The 16,945-nt window shown below is 71.1% G+C and carries 14 protein-coding genes; 7 read left to right on the forward strand and 7 right to left on the reverse strand.

Features of this window, described 5'->3' with window-relative positions; genetic code table 11:
• Positions 1–125: 125 nt before the first annotated feature.
• The 5 genes from P1V51_24025 to P1V51_24045 all read right to left on the reverse strand — a co-directional run bounded on the left by P1V51_24025 (position 126) and on the right by P1V51_24045 (position 6,918).
• Entirely contained in the window at positions 126–1,643 is a 1,518-nt protein-coding gene (locus tag P1V51_24025; GenBank protein ID MDF1566121.1) for a transposase, read from the reverse strand.
• A 119-nt stretch (positions 1,644–1,762) separates the two neighbouring features.
• Positions 1,763–5,227 carry a pyruvate carboxylase gene (locus tag P1V51_24030; GenBank protein MDF1566122.1) on the reverse strand — a complete coding sequence of 1,155 codons (3,465 nt, stop codon included), beginning with the start codon at positions 5,225–5,227 and terminating at the stop codon, positions 1,763–1,765.
• A gap of 31 nt (positions 5,228–5,258) precedes the next feature.
• Positions 5,259–5,696 carry a hypothetical protein gene (locus tag P1V51_24035; GenBank protein ID MDF1566123.1) on the reverse strand — a complete coding sequence of 146 codons (438 nt, stop codon included), beginning with the start codon at positions 5,694–5,696 and terminating at the stop codon, positions 5,259–5,261.
• Positions 5,696–6,235, reverse strand: a complete 540-nt coding sequence (locus tag P1V51_24040; GenBank protein MDF1566124.1) for a hypothetical protein — start codon at positions 6,233–6,235, stop codon at positions 5,696–5,698. The genes P1V51_24035 and P1V51_24040 overlap by 1 nt, the downstream gene beginning before the upstream one ends.
• A gap of 56 nt (positions 6,236–6,291) precedes the next feature.
• Positions 6,292–6,918 (reverse strand): sigma-70 family RNA polymerase sigma factor, encoded by a 627-nt coding sequence (locus P1V51_24045; GenBank protein MDF1566125.1) that lies wholly within the window; start codon positions 6,916–6,918, stop codon positions 6,292–6,294.
• 229 nt (positions 6,919–7,147) lie between these two features.
• Here P1V51_24045 and mgtE point away from each other — a divergent pair, with 229 nt between their 5' ends.
• The 6 genes from mgtE to P1V51_24075 all read left to right on the forward strand — a co-directional run bounded on the left by mgtE (position 7,148) and on the right by P1V51_24075 (position 11,822).
• On the forward strand, positions 7,148–8,578 hold the full coding sequence (mgtE, locus tag P1V51_24050) for a magnesium transporter (protein ID MDF1566126.1): 1,431 nt from the start codon (positions 7,148–7,150) through the stop codon (positions 8,576–8,578).
• Between the two features lie 10 nt (positions 8,579–8,588).
• Entirely contained in the window at positions 8,589–8,960 is a 372-nt protein-coding gene (locus tag P1V51_24055) for a hypothetical protein (protein ID MDF1566127.1), read from the forward strand.
• 3 nt (positions 8,961–8,963) lie between these two features.
• Positions 8,964–9,470, forward strand: coding sequence for a hypothetical protein (locus tag P1V51_24060; GenBank protein ID MDF1566128.1), 507 nt, complete (start codon positions 8,964–8,966; stop codon positions 9,468–9,470).
• Positions 9,467–10,471, forward strand: coding sequence for a D-alanine--D-alanine ligase (locus P1V51_24065; protein ID MDF1566129.1), 1,005 nt, complete (start codon positions 9,467–9,469; stop codon positions 10,469–10,471). The genes P1V51_24060 and P1V51_24065 overlap by 4 nt, the downstream gene beginning before the upstream one ends.
• Before the next feature lie 143 nt (positions 10,472–10,614).
• Entirely contained in the window at positions 10,615–10,938 is a 324-nt protein-coding gene (locus tag P1V51_24070; GenBank protein MDF1566130.1) for a hypothetical protein, read from the forward strand.
• 95 nt (positions 10,939–11,033) lie between these two features.
• Complete coding sequence (locus tag P1V51_24075) at positions 11,034–11,822, forward strand: hypothetical protein (GenBank protein ID MDF1566131.1); 789 nt, start codon at positions 11,034–11,036, stop codon at positions 11,820–11,822.
• A 197-nt stretch (positions 11,823–12,019) separates the two neighbouring features.
• Here the strand turns inward: P1V51_24075 and P1V51_24080 are convergent, their stop codons facing one another.
• Complete coding sequence (locus P1V51_24080) at positions 12,020–13,000, reverse strand: hypothetical protein (protein ID MDF1566132.1); 981 nt, start codon at positions 12,998–13,000, stop codon at positions 12,020–12,022.
• 85 nt (positions 13,001–13,085) lie between these two features.
• On the opposite strand from P1V51_24080, the gene P1V51_24085 reads away from it, so the two are divergent.
• Positions 13,086–13,724, forward strand: coding sequence for an SRPBCC family protein (locus P1V51_24085; protein MDF1566133.1), 639 nt, complete (start codon positions 13,086–13,088; stop codon positions 13,722–13,724).
• Positions 13,725–13,804: 80 nt separating this feature from the next.
• On the opposite strand, the gene P1V51_24090 is transcribed toward P1V51_24085, so the two are convergent.
• The gene (locus P1V51_24090) at positions 13,805–16,807 is read right to left on the reverse strand and encodes a putative metal-binding motif-containing protein (GenBank protein ID MDF1566134.1); all 3,003 of its coding nucleotides are present in this window, start codon (positions 16,805–16,807) and stop codon (positions 13,805–13,807) included.
• Between the last annotated feature and the right edge of the window lie 138 nt (positions 16,808–16,945).

The raw sequence follows: 16,945 nt of genomic DNA on the forward strand, positions 1-16,945 counted from the left end.
GAGGCTCCAGTCTACCGTAGAATGGTGGCCTCGGGGCCTCACCAGGGGACCTGGGTGGTTCGTCGCTGCGAACTCGGCGTTCGCGGACGCACGGCGGCCCTTCGGGCCACCGGCTCTTGGGGCCTTCAGGGCTGCTCGTCCATCAGGAGGTCGTCGATGGAGGGGCCCTCGTCGAGGGCGCGGCCGGGCGGGCCTCTCGCTCCAAGGGTGACGCTGCCCCGGACCGGTGGAGTGGTGGCCAGGTGGAGGTGCACGAGGATGCGGCGGATCACCTTGGGGTCGGTGATCACGGCCAGGACCTCGACCCGGCCTCCGCACCTCTCGCAGGTCGTCACGTCGGCCCGGAAGACCCGCTTCAGGAGCTCGGCCCAGCCGAGTCTCCGGGGGCGGACCTCGATCGGAGCCTCGGTCTCCCTGCCCTGCTTCGCGATACTCGCCGGTGGCGCCTTCAGGGGGAGCGGGGGGTACCCGGGAGGAGACGGGGTCCGGTAGGGCAGCTCGGCCGTGGCCTTCGCCGCCAGGAGAGCCAGGGCGTGCCGGTGCTTCGAGTTGGGGGCGAAGACCCCGTGGTAGCGCACCAGATTCTGCCCCTTCGGGGGGACGAGGTTGGCCAGACGGCCCAGCAGCTCCAGCGGATCGAGGAGGAGGTGCGTGCGGCCGTCCGACAGGGGCTTACGCAGCCGATAGTAGAGCTCTCCCGCCGGCCCCTCCTCCAGACGGCCCTCCGCGAAGGGCGGGCGCAGCCCGTAGCGCAGGACGCGCTCGAGGCCATCCCGGTCGTGGGACTCGACCGCGACCCCGGCGTGGAGGCTGTAGCCGAGGTGAAATGCCGAGAGCCCCTTGCGCTCGAAGGGGTCGTCGTCGGGATCGAAGGCGACGAGCTGCTCGGAGATGGCGCGGCCCAGAGCGTGGCGTTCGGGATCGAGCTCGTCCTCGAGTTCGGGCTCCCAGGCGCCGAGGTCCTTCAGCTTCCTGCCGATCTTCCGCCAGAGCTTCCGCACCAGCACATCGAGGTCCTCGACCGTGGGCGGCCAGAGGCTGTGGAAGACGAGAGGCGCGGTGTCGGCCTCGCGGACGAAGACCCCGTCCGGGAGGAAGCTGTGGAAGTGCAGATTGAGATTGATGGCGTCGCCGAAGCGCTGGAGGCAGGTGACGGCGCCGCAGAGGGGGTTCTTCACGCCCTGGGCCCGAGCACGCTTTCGGAACCAGGCGTAGAGCGTCCGCACGAAGACCGCATGGACCGGTGCGACCAGCTCCCTGCGGGTGACCAGGAGGTAGCGCACGCGCTTCGGCAGGGAGAGCACCCACTGACGGTAGGGGGCCGGCGGCAGGACCCGGTCGACCAGGTGGGCGGCGGTCTCGTACATCCGGCGGCCGTTGCAGCTCGGACAGAGCCTTCCCTTGCACGAGAAGGGCAGGAGCTTGTCGTGACGGCACTGGCAGCACTGCAGTCGGGCGAAGCCGTTGGGGAGGAGGCCGCAAGCCAGGAAATCCTCGAAGGCCTGGACGACGTGGAAGGGGAGGTCGGGGCGCAGCTCCCGGAAGGCCGCGAGGTGGGTGCGCACCACGCGGTGGAGGAGGCCGAGGGCCGGGGCGCGGGGACGGTAGGGGTGCTCCGGCTCGGTGGGGGTGAGGCCACGCAAGGGGCGCCCGGCGCTTCATGGCGCGTGCCGCCCTACTCGGCCTCGTCATTTCGAGGGGTTCGAGGGTGTAGCCGGGGACCATCGGTCCGGGGGATGGACCACGGGTCCGTGAATGACCCCTACTCGATGGTCACGACGTGGTCGGCCACGTCGACCCGCTCGCCGGCCCGCACGAGCAGCTCGGTGATCGTACCGGCCCGGGGGGCCCGCAGGGTGGTCTCGAGCTTCATCGCCTCCAGGACCATGAGGGGGTCGCCCTCGGCCACCGGGACCCCGACCTTCGCCGCCACCGAGACGACGTTGCCGGGCATGGGCGCCCCGACCTGCCGCTCGTCGGTGGGATCGACCTTGGGGCGGCGGGCCTGATCAAGGCCGGCGCTGCGGTCCTCGACCAGGGTCGCCCGGGGCTGGCCGTTGAGGTTGAAGTGCACCTGCCGCATCCCGTCGGGCCGCAGCTCGGAGACCGCGGTGCGGAAGATGATCAGCGACTTGCCCGGCTCGATGTCGACCAGGATCTCGCGCCCCTCGGCCAGCCCGTAGAAGAAGGTGTCCGAGTCCAGCCGGCTGGTGTCGGCGTTGTCGGTCCGGTAGGCGAGGTAGTCCCTCACCACCTTGGGGTAGAGGGCGTAGGAGACCTCCAGGGCGTCGTCGATCGGACCCCCGTAGAGGCGCTCGAGCTCCTTGCGGGCCGCCGCGTAGTCGTAGGGCTCCATCCGGGCCGCCCGCATCTGGGTGGGGGCCGGACCGCAGGCCTCGCCGAGGACCCGCCGCCGCAGGCCGTCGGGGAAGCCTCCCTCGGGGATGCCGATGGCGCCGTCGAAGAAGCCGATGAGCGACTCGGGGAAGTCGTAGCTCTGCTCGCTCTCGAGGAGCTCCTTCACGGTCAGCTCCTGCTTCACCAGCCAGAGGGCGAAGTCACCGACCACCTTGGAGGAGGGCGTCACCTTGATGAGGTCGCCCAGGGCGAAGTTCACCTCGCGGTAGCGCTCGCGCACCTCCCCCCACTGCTCGGCCAGGCCCACGGCGAAGGCCTGGGGCTTGAGGTTCGAGTACTGCCCGCCGGGGATCTCGTGGGCGTAGATGTCGGTGGTGGAGGCCATCAGCCCGGACTCGAAGGGAGCGTAGGTGGTCCGCACCGCCTCCCAGTAGTCCGAGAGCTCCTGCAGATGATCGAGATCGAGCTGAGGGCAGCGGTCGCTCCCCTGCAGCGCGGCGACGATGGCGTTGAGGCTGGGCTGGGAGGTCAGGCCGCTCATCGAGGCGATGGCGCCGTCGATGACGTCCACCCCGGCCTCGGCGGCGGCGAGCATGGAGGCGACGCCGTTGCCCGCGGTGTCGTGGGTGTGGAAGTGGATCGGCAGGTCGGTCACCGACGCGATGGCCTCGACCACCGCCCGCGCCGCCCGGGGGCGGGCCAGGCCGGCCATGTCCTTGATGGCGATGATGTGGGCGCCGGCGGCCGTCACCTCCTCCGCCTTGCGCTTGTAGTAGTCGAGGTCGTAGAGGGGCCGGCTGGAGTCGAAGGGATCCGAGGTGAAGCAGACGCAGACCTCGGCGATCTTGCCGGCCTTGCGCACCTCGTCGATGGAGACCTTCATCGCCTCGAGCTGGTTGAAGCAGTCGAAGATCCGGAAGACGTCGATCCCCTCGCGCGCGGCCAGCTCGACGAAGCGCCGGACCACGTTCTCGGGGTAGTTGGCGTAGCCCACGGCGTTGCTGCCCCGCAGGAGCATCTGCAGGAGGGTGCCGGGCATCCTCTTGCGCAGGCGGCGCAGGCGCTCCCAGGGGTTCTCCTTCAGGAAGCGGAAGGCCACGTCGAAGGTCGCGCCGCCCCAGCACTCCACGCTGAAGGCGCCCTCGAGGCCGCCCGCCCCGAGGCGCTGGTCGGTCTGGGCGGCGACCCGCTCCATGTCGTAGGTGCGCATCCGGGTCGCGATGAGCGACTGGTGCGCGTCCCGGAAGGTGGTGTCGGTGACGAGCAGGCGCGAGGCCTCCTTCACCCGCCGGGCCACCGCCTCCGGGCCCTGGGCGTCGAGGAGCGCCTTGTAGGTCTCGCGCTTCCCGATCGGGAGCTCGGGCGGCAGGGTCGGCGTGACCCGCACCGCCGGCGGCGTCAGCGGGCCCTCGGAGGCGGGCGGCCCGTTGACGATGGTGTCGGCGAGGGCCCGCAGCACCCGCTCGGCCCGGTTGCGCCGGCGCGGGAACTCGAAGAGCGCCTTCGTCCGCTCGACGAAGCCGGTGTCGATCGTCCCGGCGAGGAACTGCGGGTGAGAGAGGATGTTGTCGACGAAGGGGATGTTGGTCTGCACGCCCCGGATCCGGAACTCCTCCAGGGAGCGGCGCAGCTTGCGGGCGGCCTCGGCGTGGGAGAGGGCGAAGGCCGAGACCTTCACCAGGAGGGAGTCGTAGTAGGGGGTGATGGCCGCCCCGGCGCCGGCGATGCCCACGTCGAGGCGGATGCCGGTGCCCGCGGCCGAGCGGTAGGCGCTGATGTGGCCGGTGTCCGGCGCGAAGCCGTTGCGGGGATCCTCGGTGGTGACCCGGGCCTGGATGGCCGCGCCCCGGTAGCCGATCTTCGAGGCGTCACCCAGGCCCAGCTCCTCGAGGCTGCGCCCCTCGGCCAGCCGGATCTGGGACTGGACGATGTCGACCCCGGTGATCATCTCGGTGATGGTGTGCTCGACCTGGAGCCGGGGGTTCACCTCGATGAAGTAGTAGCGCGTGGGGTCCTCGCCATCGACGAGGAACTCGACGGTGGCCGCGTTGGCCATGCCGGAGGCCTTCGCGATGTTCAGGGCCGAGGCGTAGAGCGCCTCCCGCACGGTCGGATCGAGCCCCACCGCCGGGGCGACCTCCACCACCTTCTGGTGGCGGCGCTGCACCGAGCAGTCGCGCTCGAAGAGGTGGATCAGGTTGCCCTGCCGGTCGCCGAGGATCTGCACCTCGATGTGCCGGGGGCGCTGCACCAGCTTCTCGAGGAAGAGCTCGCCCCGGCCGAAGGCCCCGAGGGCCTCGCGCTCGGCCGCGCCGTAGGCCTCCGCCAGCTCGGCCTCGGCGAAGACCTGCCGCATCCCCCGGCCGCCGCCGCCGTGAGCGGCCTTGAGCATCACCGGGTAGCCCACCCCGGCGGCGAAGGTCCGCGCCTCCTCCACGCTCGCCAGGGGCGCCTCGGTCCCGGGGATCACCGGCACCCCGGCCTCCACGGCCAGGTTGCGGGCGGTGACCTTGTCGCCCAGGGCGGCGATGGCGTCGGCGGGGGGGCCGATGAAGACGATCCCGGCCTCGTCGCAGGCGCGGGCGAAGGCGGCGTTCTCCGAGAGGAAGCCGTAGCCCGGGTGGATCGCATCGACGCCCCGCTCCAGCGCCAGCGCGAGGATGGCCTCCTGATCGAGGTACGCTCCCAGCGGCGCGCCCTGCCCGCCGATCTGCCAGGCCTCGTCGGCCTTGTAGCGGTGGAGGGAGAGGCGGTCCTCCCAGGCGTAGATGGCCACGGTGGAGAGATCCAGCTCGGTGGCGGCCCGGAAGATCCGGATCGCGATCTCACCCCGGTTGGCGACGAGCAGCTTCTTGAAGGGCGTTGCCATGGCCCCGGACCCTATCACCGGGGCGCCGAGGTCAGATCGCCGACTGGGTGATCGCCACCATCAGGCGGCCGCCCTCGTGCTTGAGCCCTCCGAAGAGGATCGAGGCGCCGTCCTTGATGTTGATGGTGGTGTCCACCACGCCCTCGATGACCACCTGGAGCTTCAGCTTGCCATCCTCGTCCCGGGAGAGCGGGGTGACGACCAGCCGGCGGTCGCCCGGAAGCTCGACCTGGCCGCTGGTGGCGAGCGGCAGCTTCATCTCCTGCGCCCGCAGGAGGATGTAGGACTTGAAGCCGAAGTCGGTCAGCTCCTTCTCGAGCTGCGCGAGGCGCTCGTCGACCTTCCCCTTCTTCTTCGAGGCGTGGATCACGTGGACCGTGACCTTCACCTCCTCCTGGGCCAGGGCCGAGAGGGGGGCGAGGAGGAAGGCGGTCGCCACGAGGGCGAGGAGGGCGCGGCGGCGCAGCATCAGGAGTCGTCCTCGGTGAGCCAGACGATGGTGACGTCGCTCTCGGTCTTGTAGACCACGGCCGAGCCCGACTCGAAGGAGAGATCCTCGATCTGCGTCGCGCCCCCCTTCAGCTGAAACGCCGGCATCGGGCCGATGTGGGAGCCAGGGGTGTTCAGGTAGAGCACCGAGCCGGCGCCGAGGACCACCATCACGGTGGCCGCGGCGGCGAAGGCCGGGTGGCCGGCGAGCCAGGCGACGAAGGTCGCCCAGAGGCCCGGCTGCTCCTCCCGGGTGTCCGCCGGGCGCTTCGCCCCCTGCTCTTCCGGGATCCGGGCCATCACCGCCGCCGAGAAGCCCTCGAAGTCGACCCCCTCCTCCCAGGCGTCCCCGGCCGAGGCGAGGGCGCCGTGGACCAGGGAGAAGCTCGCGAGGGCCTCGACGGCCTCGGGGTGCTCCTCGAGATAGGCCTCGACCTCGCGGGCCTCGGCCTCGGGCAGCTCACCGTCGAAGTAGGCGATCAGGCGCTGCTCGTTCTCGTTGAGGGGGTTCTCGCTCATGTCACAGGTTCGGACGCGTCCTAAGTAAGGAGATTCAGATCAAATTTCGGGATTCTTCAGGCCGTCTCCTTGGCCGGGTCGCCCTGCAGCCGGGCGAGCTCCTCGGGGGAGAGGTAGCTGGCCAGGATGGCCTGCATCTTCTTGCGGGCGTGGAAGAGCCGGCTCATCACCGTGCCCTTCTTGATCTCGAGGGTCTGGGCGAGCTCCTCGTAGGAGAGGCCCTCGATCTCGCGCAGGAGGAGGATCTCGCGGTGCTTCTCCGGCAGCTCGGCCAGGGCGGCGGCGATCTGCTCTCCCAGCTCGTGGCGCAGGGTCGCCTTGGCCGGGTTGGTGGCCGCCGCGGGCCGCCGCAGGCCCAGCTCGGAGGCCGTGTGGTCCTCCCGGGCCAGCCCGTCCTCGTACTCGACCTGCTCGCCCCGGTTGCGGCGGATCCGGTCGATGCAGAGGTTCGTGGTGATCCGGTAGAGCCAGGTGTAGAAGGCCGCGTCTCCCTTGAAGCGGTCGAGGTGCTGGTGCACCCGGACGAAGGCGTCCTGCGCCACGTCCATCGCGTCTTCCTGGTTCTTGAGCATCCCGTAGGCCAGCCGGAAGATCCGCCGCTGGTACTTGCGCACCAGGGCTTCGAACGCGTGCCGGTCCCCTGCCTGCGCCCGCGTCACCAGTTGCTTGTCGTCGAGCTCCATCCGCTCTCTTCGCCAGCCATGCCTGAAGGAGACAGCTCGACCGAGATCTTCGACGGTCGAGCAGGACCTGCATTCAAAAGAAATTTCCGGCCTGATTCCATGGGCTTGCGACCCATGTCCTCCAACCGGAGCACGATACCTCGACGCAGCCAGGGCCGGCAACCGGCGAGGGAGGTCTCCGCAAGGGGAGGCGGCGCCCCCGCTTGCCGTGGTATCTCGCATCCTCGGGATGGGAGTGCACGATCACCAGACGGCCGAGGAGCAGGCCCTGCCCCAGCAGGCGGACGAGCTGACCGCCCTGCCCTCGGTCGACGACCTCGGCGAGTACGTCGCCAAGGCTCCGGAGGAGGAGCTCTCGAACCTCCTGCGCCTCCTGCACCCGGCCGACGTCGCCGATCTGCTCGGGGAGATCGACCCCGAGGATCACTGGCCCCGGGTCCTGGAGCTGCTCCCCGAGCCCAGCCTGGCCCACGTGCTGGCCGAGGTCGAGGGCGGCGTCGAGGACGACCTGATCGAGTACCTCTCGAACGAGCGCCTGGCCGGCCTGATGTCCTACATGGACTCGGACGACGCCACCGACCTCCTGGCGCACTTCCCGGAGAAGGTCCGGACTCGCCTGGTCGCGGCCCTCAAGCGCTCCGAGCCCGAAGAGGGCGCCGCGGTCGAGCGCCTCCTGCAGTACGAGGAGGACACCGCCGGCGGCATCATGCAGGCCGAGCTCGCCGCCGTGCGCTCCAGCGCCACCGTGGGCGAGGCGATCGCGGTCATCCGCCGCCTGGACCCCGAAGATGGGGAACACCTCCACCGGATCTACATCACCGACGACACCGAGAGCCTCATGGGGCAGGTGCCCCTGGCGACCCTGGCCCTCACCGACGACTCGGTGAGCATCGCCTCGGTGATGCAGCCGGCGCAGTTCCGGGTCACCCCCGAGGTGGACCAGGAGGAGGTCGCGGCCCTCTTCGCCAAGTACGACCTGGTCACCCTGCCGGTGGTCGACGCGCAGGGGCGCCTCCTCGGCCGCATCGTCCACGACGACATCTTCGACGTCCTCGAGGCCGAGGCCGACGAGGACCTCATGCGGATGGTCGGCGCCTCGGAGGAGGACCTGGTCTACTCGGACCGGATCCTGAAGGTCTCGGCGATGCGCCTGCCCTGGCTGGCCGTGACCCTCCTGGGCACGGTGGCCACCGGCGTCCTGATCTCGATCTTCAAGGGCACCCTCGACGAGGTCCTGGCGCTGACCTTCTTCATCCCGGCCATCATGGGCATGGGCGGCAACGTGGGCATCCAGTCCAGCACCATCATCACCCGCGGCTTCGCCACCGGCCGCGTCGATGACGAGAACATCAACAAGGTGTTCCTCAAGGAGCTGCTGGTCGGCGTGACGATGGGGCTGGCCTGCGGGCTGCTGGTCGCCGGGGTGGCCTGGGTCTGGCAGGGCGATCCGATCCTGGGGGTGGTGGTGGGCCTGGCCATGGTCAGCTCCATGACCGCCGCGACGACCATCGGCACCCTGGCCCCGGCGACCTTCAAGCGGCTCAACATCGATCCCGCCATCGCCGCCGGCCCCTTCGTGACCACCGCCGTCGACCTCACCGGCATCGTGATCTACCTGGGCACGGCCACCCTCTTCCTCGAACTCCTGGTGCACGGCTAGGAGCGCGACGGTGGCGGCCCGCACAGCCCGCTCCCGGCCCCGAGGCCGCTTCCCCTGGGCGAAGCTCTCCGATCGGGATCTCCTCGAGTGGCCCATCAAGGAGCTCGGCCTCACCCTGGAGGGCACCTGGCTCGAGCCCCGGATCGAGAGCGTCAGCGCCGAGCTGGCGGAGCGGGGGCTGCGCCTGAAGCCCCACTTCTGGCTCTCCGACGAGTGGTTCTGCCCCGCCGGGGTCTCGGGGGTGGCCATCCCCTTCTACCTGGCCCACCCCCGGCTGATGCGCCTGGAGCGCTCGATGATGTTGGAGGTGGAGGGCGGCAACAAGCGCTGGTGCGACCGCCTGCTGCGGCACGAGCTGGGCCACGCCGTTCAACACGCCTAAGGGTTGCACCGGCGGCGGCGCTGGCGGCGACGCTACGAGGGCTGGCCGGCCCTGGAGAAGCTCGCGTACGTCGACGAGCTCATGGGCGAGCTGGCCGGCCGGGGCGTGCCCCACCCGAGCCGCAGGCGGGTCGAGCCGGCCCAGAAGAACCCCCTGACCCTGGCGGAGTTCTACCAGCGTCGCCAGGCCCACTACGGCCGCTCCTTCCCCAGCATCTACGACCGCGACCTGCTGCAGCTCTTCTCCGACGAGGAGCAGCACCGCCGCCGGCCCCGGGCCTCGGTCTTCCTGCGCCGCCACAAGAACACCCTGCGCAAGCGGATCAACCGCTGGACCGGCGAGAACCAGTACACCCTCGAGCAGGTCTTCCGGGACATGATCGGGCGCTGCCAGGAGCTGGGGCTCCACCTGCGCCACGGCCAGGAGGAGACCCTCACCGAGTTCGCGATCCTCCTCACCGTCCGGACCCTGCAGTACTTCTACGGACGCCCCCACAAGCACCCGCTATGAAGCGCCGGCGCATCCTGGCCCTCTGCCACCGCGAGATCCTCCCCCCGGAGGGCGCGACCGACGAGCTGGCCATCGGCCAGGTCTGGAAGATGGAGCACCACGTCCTCTCGGCGGTGCGCGAGCTGGGGCACGAGCTGGAGGTGCTCGGCATCGACGACGACCTGCGCCCGATCCGCGACGGGGTCGAGCGCTTCCAGCCCGACGTCGTCCTCAACCTCCTCGAGGCCTTCGCCGGCGAGGTGCTCTGGGACCAGAACGTCGTCTCCTACCTGGAGCTGCTGGGGGCCTCGTACACCGGCTGCGACCCCCGGGGCCTGGTGCTCTCCCGGGACAAGGCGCTCTCGAAGAAGCTCGCCGCCTGGCATCGGGTGCGGGTGCCGGACTTCTTCATCGTCCGCCGGGGCCGCAAGGTGCGCCGGCCCGCCCGGATGGGCTTCCCCCTCATCGTGAAGTCCCCCATCGACGACGCCTCCCTGGGGATCGCCAAGGCCTCGATCGTCCACGACGACGACGCGCTGGCCGCCCGCATCGACTTCATGCGGGAGCGCTGGGACATCGAGGTGATGGCCGAGGAGTTCATCCCCGGCCGCGAGCTCTACGTGGGGGTGCTGGGCAACGATCGGCTCACGGTCCTGCCCACCTGGGAGCTGGTCTTCGAGAAGAAGGCCGAGGATCAGCCGCTGATCGCCACCCGCAAGGCGAAGTGGGACGTGGCCTACCAGGAGAAGCTCGGCATCCAGAGTGGAGAGGCGCGCGACCTCCCCGAGGAGATCGCGCGGCGGCTGCCCCGGATCTGCCGCCGCCTCTACCGGGCGCTGGGCCTCTCGGGCTACGCCCGGCTGGACTTCCGCCTCTCGAAGGAGGGGGTCCTCTACTTCCTCGAGGCCAACCCCAACCCCGACATCTCCCGGGACGAGGATCTCGCGGTCTCCGCCGCGAGAGCCGGCCTACCCTACCCCCGCCTGATCCAACGCATCCTCGATCTCGGCCGTACGCGCTGAGGACTCTCCACCGGGTCGGCGAGGTCCGCGGTTGCGGAACACGTCGTCCGTCCTAGGTTGGGAATGGGTGCACGGTGCTCTCACCGTCGCAGGTCGAACACGGAGGGTCGGGCCGCCCTCCGATTTCACCAGCGAGGTTCTCCATGAGAGAGCAAGAGACCCCTGTCCCTCCCGCCACCCTGACCGGCGTGCTGCTGCGCCTCTACTGGATGCTCGGCGGCCAGATCGCCGCCATCGCCTGCCTCTTCATGATCATCCGGGACGACCCCTCCCTGCTCTCCCCGGTGAGCGTCGCCTTCTGGGCGCTGCTCGCGATGACGATCGTGGCGCGCTACGTCGACGTGACCCGCTTCGGCGGGCTGCGCACCGACGCGGTCACCCGCGCGACCCTCTCCGACGTGAAGCGCTTCGCGCTCGGCGCGGTGAGCCTGGGGGCCGCGGTGTGGACGGGCGCCCACTTCCTCTGATCGGGCGGCCCGCGGGACCGGCCAGGTTTACCCGGAGGGCGGGCCTCCTCTACAAGGAGGATCCCACTCACCGACACTCCTGGAGGGATTCCTCGATGGCCCGCCTCGCCCGCTCCCTTTCCGCCCTGCTCGTCGCCTCTGCCCTTCTCCTCACCGGCTGCTCCAAGAGCGTCGAGGGGGAGAGCAAGGCCTGGACCTCGAACAAGGCCGCCGCCGATCAGCTCGCGGTGCTCTACCCGGCCTTCAGCGCCCCCATCAAGGCGCGGATCGCCGAGGGCGAGAAGGCCTGGGCCGAGGCCGCCGGGATCGCCGACGAGAAGGCCAAGATCGAGAAGATGGCCGAGGCCAACAAGGCCGTCTCCGGGGGCTTCCTCGGGATCCTCAAGGGCCTCGAGCAGCGCACGACCAAGATCCGCCAGAACCTGGTGCGGGTCGGCGGCCTGACCTTCGACGAGGCCGACCGGATGTCCGCCAAGGCGGCCATCGACGACGGCAACCGCATCCTGACCGGCGTCGACGCGACCCTGAAGGCCGGCGCCCCGGACGTGAACGCCGCCACCGCGCTGCTCGAGAAGGTGAAGCGCGACCTCGACAGCGTCGAGAAGAACCTCTCGACCCTCGAGGCGAACTTCAAGCGGAAGCAGAAGGCCGCCGCCAACCTGCCCGCCCAGGCTCCGGCGGCCGTCCCCGCCGCAGGTGCCGCCGCGGGCGCCACCGCCGCTGGCGCGGCTGCGGGTGCTCCGGCTCCGGCCGGCGCCCCGGCGGCCGCTGGCACCGCCGCCCCCGCCGCGGCCGCGGCGCAGGCGTGGAAGTGCGAGTACTGCGACGCCACCAACGAGGGCACGGCCAAGGCCTGCAAGAACTGCGGCGCCCCCCACAACTGAGCCAGAGCGCCAAAAAAAGGCGAAGGCCGCGACCGAGTGGAGGACTCGGCCGCGGCCTTCTGCGGGGAGGAACACCCCGTCTTCTGCTGGCGTCGGAAGCGTGCGGAGGCGGCGCCCAGCCGGCGGAGCACAGCGGTCCTGTGCTCCACCGGCTCCAGCTGGGGGGTGTCGGGGGGAGCGGTGCTCCCCCCGACCAGTCAGCTGTCCATCCAGCCGTCGGGCCGCCCCTGCCGGTAGTAGCCGCGGAAGCGAATGCGGCCGTCCCGGAAGCGGGCGGTGAACCAGCCGTCCCTCACGCCGTTACGGAAGTAGCCCTTCTCGGCCACCTGCCCGCTCGGGAAGTAGCGGGTGAGGAAGCCATCGATGACCCCGTTGCGGTAGTAGGCCCGCAGGGAGACCTGGCCGTTCTCGTGGTAGCGGGTCATCCAGCCGTCGACCACGCCGCCGCGGAAGTAGGCCTGGAGGGCGACCCCGCCGTTGGGATGGCGCCACGTGACCCAGCCGTCGGTGGGCGAGGTCGGCGAGTAGATTTCGGTGCAGTGGCGCTGCGCCCTCGCCGGCTCGGCCGAGGGGACCAGGTCGATCCAGTGCCAGGGGTCCCCGGGGCAGGTGGTGACGGTGGTGGAGAAGCCCAGGGTGACCGGCGCCACGCGGGGGGCGGGCTGGGCCACGGCGAAGCCGTAGCTGTGCCGCTGCGCCCGCTGCCGGGCCAGCCACTGGCGCTCCAGCTCGCGCTGCCGCTCGAGCTCGGCCTCGGCCGCCCGTGCCCGCTGCCGGGCCCGGCGCGTGGCCTCCCGCTGGCGGGCGAGGCGCGCGGCCTCCCGCTGGCGGGCCGCCTCGGCCTCCTGGCGCTGGCGCTCGGCCTCCGCCCAGCGCTCGGCCTCGCGGGCCTGACGGCGACGCTCGCGCTCGCGCCACTCGCGCTGCTCTTCCCGGCGCTCCTCGCGCCCGGCCTCGCGTTGCTCGTCACGCTCGTCACGGTCGTCCCAGCGGTCCCGGTCGTTGCGGCCACGGGCGTTCCCCTGGCCGCGGGCCTGGCCATTGCCGGGCCTCTCCCGATCGGCTCGCTGCTCGGGGCGCTGGCCGCGGCCGCCAGCGCTCGCCACCGCCGGGAGGGCGAGGGCCGGTGCGACGAGGAGGGTCAGGAGGGCAAGATGTCGATGAGAGAGGTTCTTCATGGTCGGACTCCTTTTGCTGTCTGCAGAGTGCCGACGCGGGTGTAGGCAAAGGTATTCAAGGGCCCCGAGGCGGTAGGATGGAGCCATGCCTACCAAGGGGACCCTCTTCGCTCTCCTCTGCGTGATCCTCGCCGCTCCGGCCCCGGCCCGGGCGCAGAGCCTGATGGACCTGCTGACCAAGGGGCCGGTCGTCTCGGTCACCGAGAAGGAGGGGCGCTTCGAGAACGTGTTGGCGGTCCACCACATCCGGGCGCCGATCGAGACGGTCTGGGAGACCTGCATCGACTTCGAGCGCTACCCCGCCATCATGCCCAAGGTGGTGAGCGCCGAGGTGCAGCAGGTGAAACCGGGTGTCCTCGACGTACGCTTCGAGATCGAGGTGCCCGGGGTGAATCCCGTCTACACCAACCGCTACGAGCTCTCGAAGGCGCGCTGGCAGATCGCCGCCCGCTGGCTGAAGGGAGACCTGAAGGGCAGCTACAACCGCTGGCTGCTGGTGCCTCTCCAGGAGGACGAGACGCTCATCTACTACACGACCGCCTCGCGCAACTTCAACAAGATGGCCCAGGCCTTCGAGGACGATCAGCAGACCCTCACCGTGGGAGTGAACGTCTCCTCGGCGCTGGCGGTGGTGAAGGGGACGAAGATCGAGGCGGAGCGGAGGCACGCCGTGGCTGCGAAGCAGGGAGTGAAGGCGGCAGCGCCTGCCCCGCCGCGGGAGTAGCTGACGGCTGCGAGCTGCGAGCTACGAGCTTCGAGTTCGAAGCCCTCCGCTCGCAGCTCACGGCTCGTAGCCCGCAGCCCTCACTGACAGCCGTCACCGCACCACGGATCCCCGAGGTACGGCATCGCGGGGCACGAGGCGTCGGAATCGAGGCTCGACCCATCCGCCAGCACGCCGCAGGGATCGCAGCGATCCCCGAGCCCGTCGCCGTCGCGATCGGCCTGATCGGGATCGAAGATCCCGGGGCAGACGTCGCAGGCGTCCCCCACCCCGTCGCCCACCGGACCCTCGACCGAGGTGGTGAGCTGCATCGGGCTGCCATCCGGGTGGAGGAAGCGCAGGGCGTGCCCCCAGGCGCCGCCCACCTCGGTGACCTGGATCATCAGGCGGTGCCAGCCCTGCTCGAGCAAGAGATCGACCCGCTCGCGATCCGCCCCCACCCCGATGCAGCCGCGGAGCTGCCGGTGGACGAGGCGGCCGTCGACGTAGATCTGGCTGCTGTCGTCGCTACCGAAGGAGAAGCGCACGACGCGGTCGTCGGGCAGCTCGAACCAGAGCGAGGCGTAGCCGTGGACGTTGTCGAAGCCGGGATAGCGGCCGCTCCAGCCCAGGCCGTTGAAGACCGCCTGCCAGTCGTAGATCCCGTCCGCGTCGTCCACCGCCTCCCAGCGCCGGCCGTGGAGCTCGGCGCCCACCGTCGGCCGGCTGGCGTAGATCGCGTAGACGGCCGGCAGGGTGTCGCAGCCGCCGGTGCGGGACCAGGGGCCGAGGAAGAGCCAGCGGGTCGGGTAGCCGTCCGTCCGGGTGTCGAGGGTGGCCACCGGCCGGTCGGTGTCCTCCTGCCCGGGGTTGGCCACCAGAGGGCAGTTGTCCTCTCGATCGAGCCTTCCGTCGCGATCCGAGTCGGCGCAGGCCGTCCCGCACCCCGGATCGCTCGAGAAGGGGGCGACCATCGAGCAGAAGGGCGCCTCGTCCTGGGCGGGATCGGCGACGGACCAGCAGAGGTCGCAGGCGTCGGCCACTCCGTCCCCGTCGCTGTCGGCCGGGGGCGTCGCCTCGCAGGCGTCCCCCACCCCGTCGCCGTCGCAGTCCGAGCCGCTCTCCAGCAGGTCCGGGCAGACGTCACAGGCGTCCCCCCGCCCGTCGCGCAGCGGGAGGGTGCGCAGCGCCAGGTCGTCCACCCGCAGCCCGCTCATGTCGTCGGCCCACAGGCCGAAGGTGCCGCTGCGCCGGGCGACGTTCGCCCCGGTCAGGTAGGTCAGCGTGCCGGCCGCGAGGTAGTCGAGCCGCACCCAGATCGTCCCGGCGGCGCCCCGGATCTCCAGCGGCCGCCAGACGTCGTTGGCGAGCCCGCGGCTGTAGACCCGCACGCTGGAGAGGACGGTCAGGGTGCCGGCCACGCTCTGCTCGATGCGCAGGTCGAGGTCGTTGCCCGAGGCGTCCCCCCGCCAGTCGAGCACGACCCGGAGGAAGTCGGCCGGGGAGAGGTAGTCCAGGAAGACGCCCACCTCGCCGGTGCCGCCGGCCCGCAGCGAGAGGGCCAGCTGGAAGCGCTCGGCCAGGGTGCCGTTGCTCCACAGGACGCTGGCGTCGGCCGCGGCGGTGGACTGCTCGAGCACCCCGCTGGTGACCGCCCACCCGCCGCCGGTGGTGGTGAAGTCGGCGAGCTCGGTGCCGGCCTCGAAGTTCCAGCTCTCGAGCACCTCGACCAGGTAGTCGGAGTCCTCTTGCAGCGGATCGCTCACCTCGGGGCAGCGATCCCAGGCGTCCATCACGCCGTCGCCGTCGCCGTCGTCGCAGACGTCGCCGCAGAGGGGATCGCCGGCGTGAGGCCCGGCGGGGCAGTCGCCGTCCCGGTCGGCGCCGGTGGGATCGAAGACCCCCCGGCAGGTGTCCATCGCGTCGCAGATCCCGTCGAGGTCGGTGTCCTGGTTGCGCAGGTCCTCGTCGACGAGGCCGTCGCAGTCGTCGTCCACGCCGTTGCAGCTCTCGGCCTGCCCCGGGTGGACGGCGCTGGCGTCGTCGTCGCAGTCTCGCGCCGCCTGGGCGCAGCCGGGGGAGGCCGAGCCCGCCCGGGGGTAGCCGTCGCCATCGACGTCGGTGCAGGTGTCGCAGACGTCGCCGCAGGCCGGGTCCGCGGCGTGGGGGCCGGCCGGGCAGTCGCCGTCGCTGTCGAGGTTCGCCGGATCCCGCACGCCCCAGCAGAGGTCCTCGTCGTCGCAGGCGTTGTCGCCGTCGCTGTCGGAGGTGTTGCCCGGGCTGTCGTCGCAGTCGTCGCCGGGCGCGGCGCAGCCGCTCTGATCGTGGCCGGTCCGCCCCCAGCCGTCCCGATCGACGTCCAGGCAGGGGTCGGCGCAGTCGGGGATCAGGTCCGCGTCGAGGTCGGTGCAATCGGCGACGCAGGCGGCGTAGCGGTCGTCGCAGTCGTCCCCGAGGCAGGCCGCGCCGATGGCACCCCCACGCACCCCATAGCCGTCCCCGTCGCCGTCGATGCAGTCGTCGGCGCAGTCCGGGCCGTCCCCGTCGAAGTCGGTCACGCAGTCCGCCACGCAGGTGGGCGCGGTGTCGAGGCAGTCGTCGCCGCCGCTCTCGAGCGAGGCGTGGCCGTCCCCGTCGGCGTCCACCCCGTCCTCGCCGTCGCAGTTCTGATCGATTCCGTCGCCGACCGTGTCGGCGAGGCCGGGGTGCCGGCCCGCGTCCCCGTCGTCGCAGTCCAGGGCCCGATCCACCCAGCCGCTCCGGCCGACGCAGAGGGTCTGCGGCGGCGCGTCGTCGGCCCCGTAGCCGTCTCCGTCACCGTCGGGAAAGAGGCTGGCCTCGGGGAGCCCCTCGTCGGTGAGGCCGTCGAGGTCGTTGTCGAGGCCGTCGCAGACCTCCTCGCTGCCGCCGTCCCCCGCGGTGGAGGAGACGCACTCCCAGGTCACCCGGTCGCAGACCCAGCCCTCGACGCAGCGCCCCTCGGGGTCGCAGCTCCGGCCCTCCAGAGAGACCGTCTCGGGGAAGCAGGCCGCGGCGAAGAGGAGGAGAAGGAGGCCGGGCCCCGGCAGCAGGCCCCACCCCCTCGATCTGGTTCGGTGCGCCACCACGAAGGGCCCCAGCCTACCGCCAAAAGCAAGGCCCTGAACATCCTCCACCCGGCCCCGGCCTCTCCGGGCGGCAGTTGCAAATATGGCAAAATATCGAGTGTAGTTCTTGCAAAAGTGTCGTGATCCAGATCACCT

The sequence above is a fragment of the Deltaproteobacteria bacterium genome (assembly GCA_029210625.1).
GTDB lineage: Bacteria > Myxococcota > Myxococcia > SLRQ01 > SLRQ01 > JARGFU01.

Excerpts from the sequence above, each read along its gene's own strand:
- mgtE (MDF1566126.1), top strand. The coding sequence starts at position 7,148 with ATGGGAGTGCACGATCACCAGACGGCCGAGGAGCAGGCCCTGCCCCAG.
- P1V51_24065 (MDF1566129.1), top strand. The coding sequence starts at position 9,467 with ATGAAGCGCCGGCGCATCCTGGCCCTCTGCCACCGCGAGATCCTCCCC.
- P1V51_24075 (MDF1566131.1), top strand. The coding sequence starts at position 11,034 with ATGGCCCGCCTCGCCCGCTCCCTTTCCGCCCTGCTCGTCGCCTCTGCC.
- P1V51_24030 (MDF1566122.1), bottom strand. The coding sequence starts at position 5,227 with ATGGCAACGCCCTTCAAGAAGCTGCTCGTCGCCAACCGGGGTGAGATC.
- P1V51_24040 (MDF1566124.1), bottom strand. The coding sequence starts at position 6,235 with ATGAGCGAGAACCCCCTCAACGAGAACGAGCAGCGCCTGATCGCCTAC.
- P1V51_24080 (MDF1566132.1), bottom strand. The coding sequence starts at position 13,000 with ATGAAGAACCTCTCTCATCGACATCTTGCCCTCCTGACCCTCCTCGTC.
- P1V51_24045 (MDF1566125.1), bottom strand. The coding sequence starts at position 6,918 with ATGGAGCTCGACGACAAGCAACTGGTGACGCGGGCGCAGGCAGGGGAC.
- P1V51_24085 (MDF1566133.1), top strand. The coding sequence starts at position 13,086 with ATGCCTACCAAGGGGACCCTCTTCGCTCTCCTCTGCGTGATCCTCGCC.
- P1V51_24035 (MDF1566123.1), bottom strand. The coding sequence starts at position 5,696 with ATGCTGCGCCGCCGCGCCCTCCTCGCCCTCGTGGCGACCGCCTTCCTC.
- P1V51_24070 (MDF1566130.1), top strand. The coding sequence starts at position 10,615 with ATGAGAGAGCAAGAGACCCCTGTCCCTCCCGCCACCCTGACCGGCGTG.